This is a genomic window from Bradyrhizobium sp. SZCCHNS3002 (genome assembly GCF_032377435.1).
Classification (GTDB): Bacteria; Pseudomonadota; Alphaproteobacteria; order Rhizobiales; family Xanthobacteraceae; genus Bradyrhizobium.
The window spans coordinates 96,153-110,975 of sequence record NZ_JAUHHY010000005.1; the positions used below are offsets into that span (position 1 = coordinate 96,153).

At 64.9% G+C, this 14,823-nt stretch carries 16 protein-coding genes; 4 read left to right on the plus strand and 12 right to left on the minus strand.

The features are described from left to right. Positions 1–432: 432 nt before the first annotated feature. Positions 433–744, minus strand: a complete 312-nt coding sequence (locus QW845_RS12250; protein WP_315801842.1) for a hypothetical protein — start codon at positions 742–744, stop codon at positions 433–435. 3 nt (positions 745–747) lie between these two features. On the opposite strand from QW845_RS12250, the gene QW845_RS12255 reads away from it, so the two are divergent. Next, entirely contained in the window at positions 748–1,356 is a 609-nt protein-coding gene (locus tag QW845_RS12255; RefSeq protein ID WP_315801843.1) for an SRPBCC family protein, read from the plus strand. A 105-nt stretch (positions 1,357–1,461) separates the two neighbouring features. Here the strand turns inward: QW845_RS12255 and QW845_RS12260 are convergent, their stop codons facing one another. The 3 genes from QW845_RS12260 to QW845_RS12270 form a co-directional block, all read right to left on the minus strand. Further along, the gene (locus QW845_RS12260) at positions 1,462–1,623 is read right to left on the minus strand and encodes a hypothetical protein (protein WP_315801844.1); all 162 of its coding nucleotides are present in this window, start codon (positions 1,621–1,623) and stop codon (positions 1,462–1,464) included. Positions 1,624–1,746: 123 nt separating this feature from the next. Beyond that, the gene (locus QW845_RS12265; protein ID WP_315801845.1) at positions 1,747–2,067 is read right to left on the minus strand and encodes a DoxX family protein; all 321 of its coding nucleotides are present in this window, start codon (positions 2,065–2,067) and stop codon (positions 1,747–1,749) included. Position 2,068: 1 nt separating this feature from the next. Continuing rightward, positions 2,069–2,449, minus strand: a complete 381-nt coding sequence (locus QW845_RS12270; RefSeq protein ID WP_315801846.1) for a DUF4267 domain-containing protein — start codon at positions 2,447–2,449, stop codon at positions 2,069–2,071. A gap of 114 nt (positions 2,450–2,563) precedes the next feature. Here QW845_RS12270 and QW845_RS12275 point away from each other — a divergent pair, with 114 nt between their 5' ends. After that, positions 2,564–3,157, plus strand: coding sequence for a TetR-like C-terminal domain-containing protein (locus QW845_RS12275; RefSeq protein ID WP_315802160.1), 594 nt, complete (start codon positions 2,564–2,566; stop codon positions 3,155–3,157). A 147-nt stretch (positions 3,158–3,304) separates the two neighbouring features. Here the strand turns inward: QW845_RS12275 and QW845_RS12280 are convergent, their stop codons facing one another. Next, the gene (locus QW845_RS12280; RefSeq protein ID WP_315801847.1) at positions 3,305–3,892 is read right to left on the minus strand and encodes a hypothetical protein; all 588 of its coding nucleotides are present in this window, start codon (positions 3,890–3,892) and stop codon (positions 3,305–3,307) included. Between the two features lie 343 nt (positions 3,893–4,235). Here QW845_RS12280 and QW845_RS12285 point away from each other — a divergent pair, with 343 nt between their 5' ends. Continuing rightward, positions 4,236–5,135 (plus strand): NAD(P)-dependent oxidoreductase, encoded by a 900-nt coding sequence (locus QW845_RS12285; RefSeq protein WP_315801848.1) that lies wholly within the window; start codon positions 4,236–4,238, stop codon positions 5,133–5,135. 123 nt (positions 5,136–5,258) lie between these two features. Here the strand turns inward: QW845_RS12285 and QW845_RS12290 are convergent, their stop codons facing one another. From QW845_RS12290 to QW845_RS12315, 6 genes are all read right to left on the minus strand, one after another. Next, positions 5,259–6,038 carry an ABC transporter permease gene (locus tag QW845_RS12290; protein WP_315801849.1) on the minus strand — a complete coding sequence of 260 codons (780 nt, stop codon included), beginning with the start codon at positions 6,036–6,038 and terminating at the stop codon, positions 5,259–5,261. Beyond that, positions 6,035–7,147: an ABC transporter permease gene (locus tag QW845_RS12295; protein WP_315802161.1), complete on the minus strand. Its 1,113-nt coding sequence runs from the start codon at positions 7,145–7,147 to the stop codon at positions 6,035–6,037. The genes QW845_RS12290 and QW845_RS12295 overlap by 4 nt, the downstream gene beginning before the upstream one ends. A gap of 35 nt (positions 7,148–7,182) precedes the next feature. After that, the gene (locus QW845_RS12300) at positions 7,183–8,277 is read right to left on the minus strand and encodes an ABC transporter ATP-binding protein (RefSeq protein ID WP_315801850.1); all 1,095 of its coding nucleotides are present in this window, start codon (positions 8,275–8,277) and stop codon (positions 7,183–7,185) included. A 97-nt stretch (positions 8,278–8,374) separates the two neighbouring features. After that, positions 8,375–9,376 (minus strand): ABC transporter substrate-binding protein, encoded by a 1,002-nt coding sequence (locus QW845_RS12305; protein WP_315802162.1) that lies wholly within the window; start codon positions 9,374–9,376, stop codon positions 8,375–8,377. A gap of 336 nt (positions 9,377–9,712) precedes the next feature. Continuing rightward, the gene (locus tag QW845_RS12310; protein WP_315801851.1) at positions 9,713–9,943 is read right to left on the minus strand and encodes a helix-turn-helix transcriptional regulator; all 231 of its coding nucleotides are present in this window, start codon (positions 9,941–9,943) and stop codon (positions 9,713–9,715) included. Between the two features lie 10 nt (positions 9,944–9,953). Further along, positions 9,954–10,529 carry a DUF2975 domain-containing protein gene (locus QW845_RS12315; protein WP_315801852.1) on the minus strand — a complete coding sequence of 192 codons (576 nt, stop codon included), beginning with the start codon at positions 10,527–10,529 and terminating at the stop codon, positions 9,954–9,956. A 121-nt stretch (positions 10,530–10,650) separates the two neighbouring features. Between QW845_RS12315 and QW845_RS12320 the strand changes: the two genes are divergently transcribed. Beyond that, entirely contained in the window at positions 10,651–11,031 is a 381-nt protein-coding gene (locus QW845_RS12320; protein ID WP_315801853.1) for a chlorophyllide reductase, read from the plus strand. A 604-nt stretch (positions 11,032–11,635) separates the two neighbouring features. Here QW845_RS12320 and QW845_RS12325 read toward each other — a convergent pair. Then, a complete protein-coding gene (locus QW845_RS12325) occupies positions 11,636–14,818 on the minus strand; it encodes a multidrug efflux RND transporter permease subunit (protein WP_315801854.1) in 3,183 nt (1,060 codons plus the stop codon). Positions 14,819–14,823: the final 5 nt, after the last annotated feature.

Sequence of the window (14,823 nt, forward strand, 5' to 3'; positions counted from 1 at the left end):
CATCGCCGCCGTTCGTCGGCGTGGAGAACCACGCTGCGACATCGACACGCCCACCGCATCCCGCCTCGACGTTCGTGACGACCGCGAAGCGCCCCTCTTGTGAGACGGGATGGAGAGAGAAGATCATGATTTCTGGAAAAAAGAAACAAAAATCTTCAGGCCGGGAGGGCTGGATAGAGAGATGTGTTTGAACCCGCAGGCGAATGAATTTTTCTGACGGAGGCGTTTTTTTGGAGCGTGGGCTCCGGGTGATGGGCGGATGTGCTGGGCGTACGCGAGTCTCGCAGCAGTGATTTGCCCGTCGGGTCGCGTGCGCTCCTCGCTTTTGCCGATGCGTCGTTTGAAGTTCGTGCCCGGAGAATAGATAGAACCTGGTCCGCCAGCCGAAGCTCGTCACGTGTGCGAAGGTTTCTCAGATCAACGGCGCCTTCATCACCAAGACAGCGAAGAGTCCAGCGGCACGGTGACGAACATGCCGGCTTGGATCTGCCCTTCTGCTATCTCGCCAGCCAGAACAAACAACCGAAGATGCAGGCAGTCGGGGGCCCAGATCACACCCGGCGGCGCCCTTGTAGAAGCTGGGATCGCCGTCGGCAGTCTCGTCGTCGATGGGGTGGGCCGGCCAGAATGATCGGGATCGAATTGGGCGATCGCGTCGGCCGCGATGTCTAAGATCGCGACCAGGGCAGTCGCTTCGTCCAAGGGAGTCTGGATCAGCGGCCGATGTCGTCCCAGGGTGATCATCGTATGGACTCCCGGGTGCTGTTCGTCGGTCGCGTCAAGCGGCAGGCCGCATCATCGGCAACGAGCCTATCCAAAAGCCTGCCGCCGGTACACCATCGGTCCTATCGGATGACGGTTCGAGACGATGCGCAAGGTCAGCAGGGAATTAACATGGACGAGACCCTTTCGATACGGCGCTACATCGCCGCGCCTCGGTCGGCGGTCTATCGAGCGCTGCTCGATCCACGCGCAATTGCAAAATGGAAAGTGCCGGACGGAATGACCTGCGAGGTGCATGCGTTCGACGCCCGTGAAGGCGGCTCGTTGCGGATTTCGCTCACCTATGACGTGCCGACCGGGGCGGGCAAGACGACCGCGCAAACGGACACATATCGCGGTCGCTTTGTGAAGCTCGTCCCGAATGAGCAGGTTGTCGAAGTGGACGAGTTCGAGACCACGGATCCCGCGCTACGCGGCGAGATGACGATCACCATCACGCTTGCCGACGCGGATGGCGGGACCGAACTTCACGCCACCCACGCTGGACTGCCACGCGCGGTATCGCCGACCGACAACGAGACTGGCTGGCGGATGGCACTCGCGAAACTCGCGGCGCTGGTCGAGGCGCGATAAGCCCGGTTTTCCGCTCATGCCCGAGGCAGACATGCGCATGCCGATCATAAGGACATGCCGTCGACGGCAACCGCTGTTCGCCGAAGCAGAGGAAGAAAAAGCCGCTCAGAAAAAGCCGGGGCTCAGATCTGTTCCGTAGGTCAGCGCCATCGCCGCCACCAGCAATATGGCGGCACCGAGCAGCAAGAGGTGTTTGAGCAACGCGTGTTTGCGACCCTCGGATGTTTCAGAAAATGCCTTATAAAATACCTTGGTCAGAGCCGTCATTTGCGACCTCAATCTCCTCCCGCCCTGAGGTGGGTCAAGACGGGAGGCAGAAGGTTCATCGCAGGACAGGCGCTGACCGACAGCAGGCGCCAGAATCCGGCTCTCCGAACGCCGCGCGATCCTTCAGGGCGCGGCAGCGGCAAGCCCGAGCAGGACGACGAATCCGCCGATCGGCGGCAGGTGCCGGACATCGCGATGGCGCAGAACGGTCACCGCTGCCGCGGCGATGATCGCCGATCCAAGCGCCAGGCCGACGATGCGAGCCTGGGGAAGCGCAATCAGAATGGCGGCGACGATCTCCAGCCCGCCGGTCAGTCTGCCCCACCAGGCGGGGTAGCCCCAACGGGCGAAATCGCGCCGCGTGTCGGCCGTGCCGACCGCGTTGAAGACGCCGGCGCCGAAGAAGGCGGCGACCAGCAGCCAGATCGAAACAGCGTGCGCCATCTCAAGACACTCCGGTGACCAGGGGCAGGGCCGCCAGGACCATGATCGCGGCCGTGACGCCGTGCATGCCGAAGGCGCTCGTCTTCGAGCCGTTCGCGGCAAGGATGACCAGCATGTCGCCAACTGGAATGACGGCTTCGACCAGCAGGACGAGGCCAACCGCGCCGGAACTACCCCACATCATCAATGCAAGGACCGCCAGGCCCGAGACGATGTCCCTCACACCCTTGAGCCGCAGCCACCACGCGACGTTGGCGCCGGTCTCGGGCAGTGGCAGCCCGAAACTGCGCATCGCAGTGAACGGGCGAGCAACGTATTGCACCCCAATCGCGATGATTGCGACCGCCAGCAGCAAGGCAAGCCCAAGCGAAAACCAGTGCATGCGACCCTCCGTTCTAACGGCCGTCGATAACCTAGCAACGCTAGGACAATAATCTAGCGTTGCTAGATCGTCAAGCGGTGGTATGGTGAGTGCTGTCCGGCGGAGGGCGAGAATCTGGGCATCGCAGAGCGAAAGGGCAGGGCGCGCGCCGAGCGCGAGCAGCACATCGTCGCGGCCGCGCGCGCGATCGCGGAGCGCGAGGGATGGGGCGCGGTGACGATCCGGCGCCTGGCCGACGAGATCGAATACAGCCAGCCCGTGCTCTATTCGCATTTCGAGAACAGGGATGCGATCGTGTCCGCGGTTGCCCTCGAGGGCTTCAAGGAGATCACGGCCGCCCTCGAAGACGCGGCGAGGCAAGCGAGCGCTCGCGGCTCTGCGCTCAAGAATGTCGCTGCGGCCTATCTCGGCTTCGCGCTCGGCCGTCCTGCGCTCTACGATGCCATGTTCGTCCTGCCGACCGATCTGCGGTTCGCGGTGGCGGAGACGAGGCCGGAGCTGCGGGCTGCTTTCGATGCGCTGGCCGCGGTCATCGCGCCCTTCTGCAAGGATGCCGCGGTCGTCACCGAGACGTTCTGGGCGGCCCTTCATGGCCTCGCCGCGCTCGAACGGTCAGGACGTATCAGGCCCGCCGCGCGCGACGAACGTATCGCACGTGTCGTGCGGGCGATCGCGGGGGCTGGAAGCCGCGCACCAGCTCGCGGCTGACGCAGTCAATGTGCGTGAGATACGGTCACGCGCTGAGACCAGATGAACATCGCAGGACGCGTGAAGAAAGACGTCGGCTCACGAGGTGTCGACCGGAGCACGCGCAGGCCGACAAATGTGCTTCAACTTCAGCTCAGCTGAGGCGGACTAACGGGCGCGCCGCGCTCGCTTCAGCTCGGCGACCTGAAACTTGCCGCCGGCCAAGAGGCTGCTGCAATGCAGCCAGACCTTATTGCGATCCCAGCCTAGGAACGCCTTGGTCTCCGCACAGTCCGCATAGTGCTTGTATCTGAGCGTGTCGCTGCAGGTCGTATCGAAATGTGAGAATTCCTGGCCCGACAGGCTGCATCCGACCCAAGGCGCGTTGCCGGACTTGAAGCTTGTCTCGCAGCCGCCGTTGCAACCAGTGGCAGCTCTCTCCAGCCTGGCGAACCTGGCTTCCACAGAGCCTGGCGCAGCCGACGGCGATTGCGTCGCCTGGGATGCGGCCTGAGCGACTGGCCGTGCCCGGCGCGACGTCACCGCGCCGGCTGCGTGCTGCGGCCGATAGGGCCGTACAGCCTGCTTGGGTGCATCGACCGTGATATCGGGAAGCGTGGAGCTTTTGGTGGGCTGCGCGACCGCCGGGCTGCAGAACAGCATCGTCGCCAACACAGCAACAAATGACGGCGCGACGACACAAGACGACAATCGCATGACGGCGTCCTTCCAGGGCGGGCCAGCCGCCAGATGCATCTACTTGACTGCCATTAGATACCTATCACGCGTTCGGGAACTTGGCTACTGATAATGAGAAAGATTCTCGCTCGCGGTTGCCGCCAGCATCGTTGCTGATCGCATGCGGACGAGTTGCTCGAGCGTCGGCCCATCAGCGGACCGGCAAGTTTCGGATTGCAATCATCGTTCTGAAATTGTGCTTTATCGATTTTCAATTTTAAATTGATCATTCTTCGACCGCTGTGTTCGTCGGCCAGCGCCGCCCGGCGGCCCGTCAGACCACAGGGAATCGGGTTGGAAGTTCCTATGGAGCGGCTGCGACCGAAGCTGCTAGAACCGGCGCATTCACGAGGACAGAACGATGACAAGCAAACGCGTGGTGTTCACCGGCGGAACAGGCAAGGCGGGCCGGCATGTGCTGCCACATCTGCAGGGCAAGGGCTACGAGCTCCTCAACGTCGATCTCAAGCCGTTCGATCACCCCGGGATCAACACCCTGATCGCGGATCTGACGGACAGCGGCCAGGCCTTCAACGCGCTGACCACGCATTACGGCTTCGGCGGCTTCAACGCCGGCCGGCCGCCACGGGCGCCGGATGCGGTGGTGCATTTCGCCGCGATCCCGCGCGTGCTGATCGAGCCCGACAATGAGACCTTTCGCGTCAACACTGTCAGCACCTACAACGTCATCGAGGCTGCGGCGAAGCTCGGCGTACGCAAGATCATCATCGCCTCCAGCGAGACAACCTATGGAGTCTGCTTCGCCGAGGGCGACAAGGATTTCAGGAGCTTTCCGCTCGAGGAGGACTACGACACCGACCCGATGGACTCCTACGGCCTGTCCAAGGTCGTGAACGAAAAGACCGCGCGAGCCTTCGCCATGCGCTACGGCATCGACATCTACGCACTCCGCATCGGCAATGTCATCGAGCCGCACGAATACGACATGTTCCCGCGTTTCCTCGCCGACCCGCCGTCGCGCAAGCGCAACGCCTGGTCCTATATCGACGCGCGCGACCTCGGCGAGATCGTGCATCTGGCGATCCAGAAGGATGGTCTCGGCTTCCAGGTCTTCAACGCCGTGAATGACACGGTGACGGCCAATATGCCGACGCGCGAATTGCTGCAGCGCTATTGCCCGAAGACTCCGATCACCCGCGACCTCGGCGAGCGCGAGGCGCCGCTGTCGAACAGGAAAGCGCGCGAAGTGCTCGGGTTCAAGGAAGAACATGATTGGCGGAAATATGTGAAGGCGGGATAGCTCATCGAGTAGGGCGGATTAGCGCAGCGTAATCCGCCTTCTTCCGCTTCGGCTGCTGCAATATGGACGGCCATTCGTGCGCGAGGCGGCGGATTACGCTGCGCTAATCCGCCCTACGGAACGTCACGCCATCCGCCGACGGATTACCAGCATCGCGAGTGACAGCACGATGGTGCCGACGATGAACACGGCCGCGGCGGACACGATCGCCGGGCTGATGTTCTCGCGGATGGTGGCGAACATCTGCCGCGCCAGGGTGCGCTGGTTGGGGCCGGCGACGAACAAGGTCAGCACGACCTCGTCGAGCGACGTCGCGAAAGCGAACAGGGCGCCGGAGATGATACCGGGCAGCGCAATCGGAAACGTCACCGTACGCAGCACCACGGCGGGCGAGGCGCCGAGGCTCGCGGCGGCGCGCTCGAGCTGGAGATCGACGCCCTGCAAGGCCGAGGAGACGTTGACGAGCACGAACGGCACGGCGACGACGGTGTGCGCGATGATGACGCCGAGATAGGTGTTGGTGAGCCCGTAGCGCGAAAACATCAGCTGCATGCCGACCCCGAGCACGACCGCCGGCACCACCATCGGCAGCAAGAACACCGTGCGCAGCGTCGAGACCAGCAGCGAGGCGCGTTTGCCGCGCAGGCCGAGCGCGGCCAGCGTGCCGAGCAGCGTTGCGAGGGCCGTGGTCCCCGAGCCGATCAGCAGGCTGTTGACGATCGACAACCGCCAGGATTCGGCGGTGACCAGCTCGCGAAACCAACGCGTCGAATAGCCGGGAATGGGATAGTTCAGGAACACGCTGTCCGTCAGCGACAGCGGCAGCACCGCGATCAGCGGCCCGAGCAGGAACACGACGACGGCGATCGCGAACAGCAGCTTGACGACCGGCAGGAGCTTCATGCGTGCTGCTCCTCGGCCGAGGTCAGCCGGATGTAGACGGCATAGAGCAGGATGGTCATCGCCAGCAGGACGAGGCCGAGCGCGCCGGCCATGCCCCAGTTCGCCGCGCCAGTGGCGTAATAGGCGATCACCGAGGAGATCATCTGGTCGTTGGCGCCGCCGATCAGCGCGGGGGTGATGTAGTAACCCAGCGCGGCCATGAACACGAGCAGCGCGCCGGAGACGACGCCGCGCATCGACAGCGGCAGCAGTACGTGGAGGAAGGCGCGCAGCGGATGCGCGCCGAGCGATGCCGCCGCCGGCATCAGGTTGCGCGGGATCGCGATCAGCACGCTGAAGATCGGCAGCACCATGAACGGCAGCAGCACATGCGTCATGGCGATGACGACGCCGAGCCGGTTGAACATCAGCGGGACCGGACCGGAGGTCAGGCCGAGCCCCCTCAGGGTCGCGTTGATCAGGCCGTTGTCCTGCAGCACGACGTACCAGGCCGCGGTGCGCACCAGGAGCGACGTCCACAGCGGCAGCAGCACGGCGCCGAGCAGCGCCTGCCGGCGCCAGCCTTCCACGGATGCGGCGACCATCGCGTAGGGCAGGCCGATCAGGATGCAGGCCAGCGTCACCAGCGCCGAGGTCACGAAGGTCCGGATCATGATCAGGCGGTTGGCCGAGCTGCCCTCCGGCATCGCGGCGATATCGCCGGCGGCGTCGCGCTCGAGGTCGACCGCGGCGAGCAGGTTCTTGTCGGTCCAGGGCGAGGCGACAGCGTCGGCGATGGTCATCCAATAGGATGTCTCGCTCCAGCGCGAATCGATCGCGGCGAGGTCGGCCGCGCCGTCGCCGCCGAGCGCGCGGCGGGTCTTGCCGAGCAGGCTGCGGAAGCCGGACTGCGCGCTGTTGAGGCGGCGCACGAGATCGCCGAACTGCTCGTCATTGGTCAGCCTGCGGATGTCGTCGACGAACGCGGCCTGCGCCGCTGCAGGAGGCAAGCTGGTGCGGTCCCAGCGCGCCAGCGCCGTGTGGGTGCGGGGCAGGGACTCGGTCGCGACCGGATCGGACACCGCCGACTTCATCATCGTCACCAGCGGCACGACGAAGAACGACAGCATGAACGCCAGCAGCGGCGCGAGCAGCAGAGATGCCGTCAACCGTTGGCGGAGGTCTGGTCGCATGATCCCACCACCCAGACATCCGACGCCGCGAACGATAGCGCGACCTCGCTGCCGACCTCCGCGGCCTGGCCGGCACGGTCGCCCTTGATGATCAGCCGCTGCGCGCCGACCGTGGCGACCAGACGCATGTGATCGCCGAAATACACCGCGTCCATGATGCGCGCGGTCAGGCGGTTCGCGGTCGCGGCCGCATGATCGTTGATCCGGATCGCCTCGGGTCGGATCGAGACCTGCACCTTGCCGCCATCGACGCGATCAGCGCCGGCATGCGCCGAAAGCGTAAGGCCCGAGTCCGTCGTCAGCCGCATCGCCTCGCCGGCCTGCTCAGCCACCTTGCACGACAGCAGGTTGGTCTCGCCGATGAACTCGGCGACGAACGGCGTCCGCGGCAGCTCGTAGATCTCGCGCGGCGTGCCGATCTGCTCGATCCTGCCGTGGTTGAACACGGCGATGCGGTCGGACATCGTCAGCGCCTCGTCCTGGTCGTGGGTGACGAATACGATGGTGAGGCCGAGCCGGCGGTGCAGGTCGCGGATGTCGAGTTGCATCTGCTCGCGCAGCTTCTTGTCGAGCGCGCCGAGCGGCTCGTCCATCAGCACCACCTGCGGCTCGAACACCAGCGCGCGGGCCAGCGCCACGCGTTGCTGCTGGCCGCCGGAGAGCTGCGCCGGCTTGCGCTCCGCCATGGCCGACAGCTTCACCATGTCGAGCACGCGCGCGACCCGCGTGGCGATCTCGGGCTTGGGCGTGCCGCGCATCTTCAGGGGAAACGCGATGTTGTCGCGCACGCTCATGTGCGGGAACAGCGCGTAGTTCTGGAACACCACGCCCATGTTGCGCTTGTGCGGCGGGAGCCCGTCGACCCTGACGCCATTGACCGCGATCGTGCCGCTGGTCGGCTGCTCGAAGCCGGCCAGCATCATCAACAGCGTGGTCTTGCCGGAGCCGGAGGGGCCGAGCAGGGCGACGAACTCGCCGCGGGCGATATCGAGGTCGAGATCGTCGACCACGGTCAGCGCGGCGAAGCGCTTGACCACCTGCCGGAACGAGATGAAGGGGGTATCCATGACGAAGGCTTTCGGCGCGGACCTCGCCGGGACTCATACGAGGCGGGCAGGCGCGCGTCGCGACGATCGCGCGCCCGGTGTGCGGAAGCGGCGGGCCTCAGCGCGCCAGCCAGGCGTTGAAGCGCTTCGACAGCTCTTCCGAATTGTCCGTCCAGAAGCCGACGTCCAGCGCGATCGCCTGCTTCAGGTTTTCGGGGGTCGTCGGCAGCTCCGCGGCGTATTTCTCCGGCACCAGCTTGGCAGCGGCGATGTTCGGCAGGCCGTAGGCGATGTATTCCGGCAGCTTGGCCTGGTTCTCGGCCTGGCTCGCAAAGGCGATGAAGTTCATCGCGGCATCCTTGTTGGGCGAGCCCTTGAGCACGACCCAGCTGTCGACCGCATAGATGCTGCCCGGAAACACGAAGCCGAAATGCTTGCCCTCGGTGCGGTTGATGGCGGTGATGCGGCCGTTATAGACCGAGGTCATCGCGACCTGGCCGGACGACAACAGCTGCAGCGGCTGCGCGCCGGCCTCCCACCACACGATGTCGGCCTTGAGCGCGTCGAGCTTCTTGAAGGCGCGCTCGACGCCCTCTTTGGTCTTCAACACCTTGTAGACGTCGGTCGCCGGCACGCCGTCGGCCATCAGCGCGAACTCGAGCGTGTATTTGGCGCCCTTGCGCAGGCCGCGCTTGCCCGGAAACTTTGCCGTGTCCCAGAAGTCCGCCCAGGTCTTCGGCCCGTCCTTGATCTTATCGCCGTCGAACGCCATTCCGGTGGACCACACGATGGCGCCGACGCCGCAATCGCTGACGCCGGCCGGGATGAAGCCGTTTTTGTCGCCGATCTTGCTCCAGTCGATCTTCTCGTAGATGCCGTCGCTGCAGCCGAGCTCGAGCTCCTCGGCCTCGACCTGCACCGCATCCCAGTTCGGCACCCCGGCCTTCACCTTGGCCTGCAGCACGCCATAGCCGCCGTCCCAGCTCTCGTCGAGCACGGTGGCGCCGAGCTTGGCGGCGAAGGGCTGGAAGTAGATCTTGCGCTGCGCGTCCTGGTAGTTGCCGCCCCAGGACACGACGGTGAGATCACGCGCCTGCGCGGAAACGAGGAGACCTAGCATCGCGGCTGCGGTCACCAGCACCGTCTTCGAGACGGTTGCGGCTGCGCGTCTGACAGGCCGATCCGTCGCGTTCGACACTGTTGCCGTCGTGGAGTTGGTCCGCAGAAAAAGCATGCTCGATGATCCGTCGCGCTTGAAAGGTTCAAAAAAGCTATCGGCTGGACCAAGCCCTGGCAAGCGCGAGTTTTGATCGTCACGTGATGCTATTTTGGCGTTCATGCGCTGCATCAGTGGCGTTGCGGCGAAGCGCTAATGGTGCCGGATCCGCGCGGGAGGGTGCCGTGCGGCGGCCCGTCCGCTTCACCGCAGCGCAGGATTTTGATCGCGGTTGTGGTTTCATCCGATGTCCGTCTCCGTCGACGGTGCTTCCTCATATCTCAGCAGGTCTCCGGGCTGGCAGCCGAGAAACCGGCAGATCCGCTCGAGGGTCTCGAAGCGCACACCCTTCACCTTGCCTTGTTTGAGCAGGGACAGGTTGGCCTCGGTGATCCCGACATATTCGGCCAGGTCTTTGGACTTCACATTGCGTTCCGCGAGCATCACGCCCAGCCGCACTCGGATCGGCATGTCCTGTCCTTCAGACGAATTGCTTGTTTTCGTCGGCGATCTCCAGCGCCTCCGTCATCACCCAGGCGATGACCGCAACCGTCCCTGCGAAAATCAGCGCTATGAGCGTATCCGATCCGACGCTCAGCGCGAGGGTCTTCGCTCCCGCCGGTTGACGGAAACTCAGGACGACGGACAGCGCCGCGCCGGCGAGTGGTTTCAACAGGGCTGATGCCGCGACAGCGATCGCAAACGTCTTGAGCTGTTGGATCGAGTCCCGCGAGAAGATGCGGCCGGCGGCGAAGGCGTCGAAGCAACGACGTCCGCTCAGCAGGCCCCAGATCAGCGTGCCCAGCGGGACCATGGCGATGCCGAACGCGACGGCCCGTGTGGACGAGTCGATCTCGGTCACCGGCGCATTCGGGAGCCCGGCGTGGCTGAACAGCGTGGGCGTGGGCGTCAAAGCCCAGTAGAGCACCATTGCCGCGGCGAGCAATCCGGAAGTGACGAGACAGCCCGCCGCCATCAGTTGGCTCATCCGGCGAATGCGATTGCTGCGTCTGTGACGCGCGGCCGTTGTGCCGAACGTCTCTGCTGTCTGCGTCATGGTCGAAGGTCCCCCCTGTTGACGGTCTCTCGGCGATCCGTCGACAGCTTGGTCCGAAAATTATCGTTTGACAATAATTTATTTTCGAACGACAGATTGCCCTTCACTCAGGAGCCAACCCATGTCTCGTTGTCAGGCCAAACTCGCCATAGCGTTCGTCGCCGCCGCGTCTGCTGTTGTGACGACGTCCCCATCCAGCGCCGCGCCATCCACCTCTCGCGGCCTTATATCGGTCGCGCAGGTGGTTCAGATGCTGGAGAAGGCGCCGACCGACCGGACGGCCCAGCAGGTTCTCACCGCCTACCTTGCCGGCGTCGGCGAGGCCGCTGGCGCAGTCGCCAGCATGGGGCGCGCGACCTGCCGCACCTCGTTGAACTTGAGCGCGGCGACTGTCGGGCAGGCGCTGAGCTCCGCTGCCGCAGCGCAGGACGCGGCGGAAACGCCGGCAACGCCTTTGATCGTCAGGGACATGCTCGATCGCGCAGGATGCAAGCGCCCATGAGCTGTTCCGGCGCAGCAGCCATCACGCGCCAAAGCCGGTCTTCGCCATAGATGTCGTTACTTCGTGTTTTGCCGCGGCTTCGTTCAAAGGCGCGCGTGCTGGCCATTGATGCGGCGCCAAGGCGCGCCGCTACAGGCCGGCGCCGCAGCCATCGCGCTCCGGGCAGCTCTGCGATAGCGACGGATCACCTGCTGCCGCATTGTCGACGACCAGGCCCACCGCGGGGCGTGAGCTGGCTGTAGCGCTGACCGGGCCGGCGAGACGGCGAAATCCTCCATGTGCTCCGATGCGCTGAAAACCCTCGGCCGTCTTCATCAGCCGGGCTGCCACCATTTGATTCAAAAAATCCATGTTGCAACTCCTTGTGGTCAAATGACCCGGCGGCCTGGTGCGGGACAGGCCGCCGGGTCGGCGCAACGTGCTGGAGTTGGCGTCCTCCATCCCGCTGCGCTGGTCTGTGATCCGTTTCACAGTCCTGTAGAATTGATCGCGAAACGGATCATCTTGGGAGCGTGATGGGGGACGCCGACTGCCATTTGTCTCTACGAATCAAGAGACGACCGCGTTTCTGGGCCCTCGACATCACGCGCGTTCACATTCTTGTTTACTCCGCGGGTTGAGCCGCCACCGTGCCGTGGCCGCCATGCTGGGTGAGCGGCTTCATGCCGGTCAGCGTCCGCAGCAGCACATAGAAAACCGGCGTCAGGAACAGGCCGAACACGGTAACGCCGATCATGCCGGAGAACACCGCGACGCCCATCGCGCGCCGCATCTCGGAGCCTGCTCCGGTCGACAGCACCAGCGGCAGCACGCCCATGATGAAGGCCATCGACGTCATCAGGATCGGCCGCAGCCGCAGACGGCTCGCCTCGATCGCGGCGCGCAGCGGCGTGCGCCCGGCGAATTCGAGCTCGCGCGCGAATTCGACGATCAGGATCGCGTTCTTGGCGGAGAGGCCGACGAGCACGATCAGGCCGATCTGGGTGAAGATGTTGTTGTCGCCCTTCGAGAGGTAGACGCCGGCCATCGCCGCCAGCAGCGCCATCGGAACGATCATCAGGATCGCGAGCGGCAAGGTCAGGCTCTCATACAGCGCGGCCAGCACCAGGAACACCAGGAGGATCGCCAGCGGAAACACCCACAGACCGGAGTTGCCGGCGATGAACTCCTGATAGGTCAGGTCGGTCCATTCGAAGGCAAAGCCGGGCGGCAGCACCTCGGCCGCGACCCGCTCGGCCGCCGCCTGCGCCTGGCCCGAGGAGAAGCCGGGCGCCGCTGCCGCGTTGATGTCCGATGACAAGAAGCCGTTGTAGCGGATGGCGCGCTCGGGCCCGGCGCTCTGCCGCACGTTCAGCAGCGCCGACAGCGGCACCATGTCGCCGGAGGCGGAGCGCACCTTGAGCTGGCGGATATCGTCGGCTCGGGCGCGGAACGGTGCGTCGGCCTGCACGCGCACCGAATAGGTGCGCCCGAACTTGTTGAAGTCGTTCACGTAGTAGGAGCCGAGGTAGATCTGCAGGGTGTTGAACACCTCCGTCACGGGCACGCCGAGCTGCAACGCCTTGGTGCGGTCGATGTCGGCGAAGAGTTGCGGCACGTTGACCTGGAAGCTGGAGAATACGCCGGCGATCTCGGGCGACTTCTGCAGGCCCGCCATGAACGCCTTGGTGACGTCGTTGAGCGCCTCGTAGCCGAGGCCGGCGCGGTCCTCGATCTGCAGCTTGAAGCCGCCGATGGTGCCGAGGCCGTTGACCGGCGGTGGCGGGAACATCGCGATGAAGGCGTCCTGGATGCCGGCGTACTTCTTGTTGAGCTCCATCGCCAGCGCGCCGCCCGACAAGGACGGATCCTTGCGCTCGTCGAACGGCTTCAGGGTCGAGAACACGATGCCGGCATTGGAGGAGTTGGTGAAGCCGGAGATCGACAGTCCGGGGAAGGCGACCGAGCTCTCGACGCCGGGCTGCGTCAGCGCGATGTCGCTCATCTTGCGGATCACCTCCTCGGAGCGGTCCAGCGTGGCGCCGTCCGGCAGCCGCGCGAAGCCGACCAGGTACTGCTTGTCCTGGCCCGGCACGAAGCCGCCTGGCACCTGCTTGAACAGCACGGCGGTGGCGCCGACCAGCAGGACGTAGAGGATCATCACCGCGGCCTTGCCGGTGATCACCTTCGACACGCTGCCGCTGTAATTGTTGGAGGCGCGGACGAAGGCGCGGTTGAAGCCGCGGAAGAACCAGCCGAGCGTACGATCGAGAATCCGGGTGAGGCGATCCTTGGGCTCGTGGTGGCCCTTGAGCAGCAGCGCCGACAGCGCCGGCGACAGGGTCAGCGAGTTGACCGCGGAGATCACGGTGGAGATCGCGATCGTCAGCGCGAACTGCTTGTAGAACTGCCCGGTGAGGCCGGAGATGAAGGCGAGCGGCACGAACACCGCGACCAGCACCAGAGCGATCGCGATGATCGGTCCCGACACCTCGCGCATCGCCTGATAGGTGGCGTCACGCGGCGACAGGCCGCTCTCGATGTTGCGCTCGACGTTCTCCACGACGACGATGGCGTCGTCGACGACGATGCCGATCGCGAGCACCAGGCCGAACAGGCTGAGCGCGTTGATCGAGAAGCCGAACAGATGCATCACGGCAAAGGTGCCGACAATTGAAACGGGGACAGCCAGCAGTGGGATGATCGAGGCGCGCCAGGTCTGCAGGAACAGGATCACGACGATCACGACCAGCACGATGGCCTCGAACAGCGTGTGCACGACGGCCTCGATCGAGGAGCGCACGAACTGGGTCGGGTCGTAGACGATGTGGTACTCGACGCCCTCCGGCATCGTCTTCTTGATCTCGGCCATGGTGGCGCGGACGTTGTCCGAGATCTGCAGCGCGTTGGAGCCGGGCGCCTGGAAGATCGGGATCGCCACCGCCTGCTTGTTGTCGAGCAGCGAGCGCAGGCCATATTCGGAGGCGCCGAGCTCGATGCGGGCGACGTCGCGCAGCCGCGTGATCTCGCCATGCGAGCCGGTCTTCACCACGATGTCGGCGAACTGGTCCTCGTTCGACAGCCGGCCCTCGGCATTGACCGAGAGCTGCAAATCGAGGCCCTTGACGCTCGGCGAGGCGCCGACCACGCCGGCGGCGGCCTCGACGTTCTGCGCCTGGATCGCCTTGACGATGTCGGACGCGGAGAGGCCGTGCTCGGCCGCCTTCTGCGGATCGACCCACACCCGCATCGAATAGTCGCCGGCGCCGAACAGCTGCACGTCGCCGACGCCGTCGATGCGCGCCAGCCGGTCCTTGACGTTGAGCACCGCGTAGTTGCGCAGGTACGTCGTGTCGTAGCGGCCGTTCGGCGAGATCAAATGCACGACCATGGTGAGGTCGGGCGAGCTCTTCTTGGTGATGACGCCGAGCTGGCGCACGACATTGGGCAGCCGCGGCTCGGCCTGCTGCACGCGGTTCTGCACCAGCTGCGTGGCCTTGTCCGGATCGGTGCCGAGCTTGAAGGTGACGGTGAGCGTCATCGCGCCGTCGGTGGTCGCCTGGCTGCTCATATAGAGCATGTTCTCGACGCCGTTGATCTGCTCCTCGATCGGCGTCGCCACCGTCTCGGCGATCACCTTCGGATTGGCGCCGGGATAGGTCGCGCGCACCACCACCGAGGGCGGCACGACGTCGGGGTATTCGGAGATCGGCATGGAGAACAGCGCGATCAAGCCGCCGAGGAAGATCAGCGTCGACAGCACGCCTGCGAAGATCGGCCGGTCGATGAAGAATTTGGAGAGGTTCATGGGAG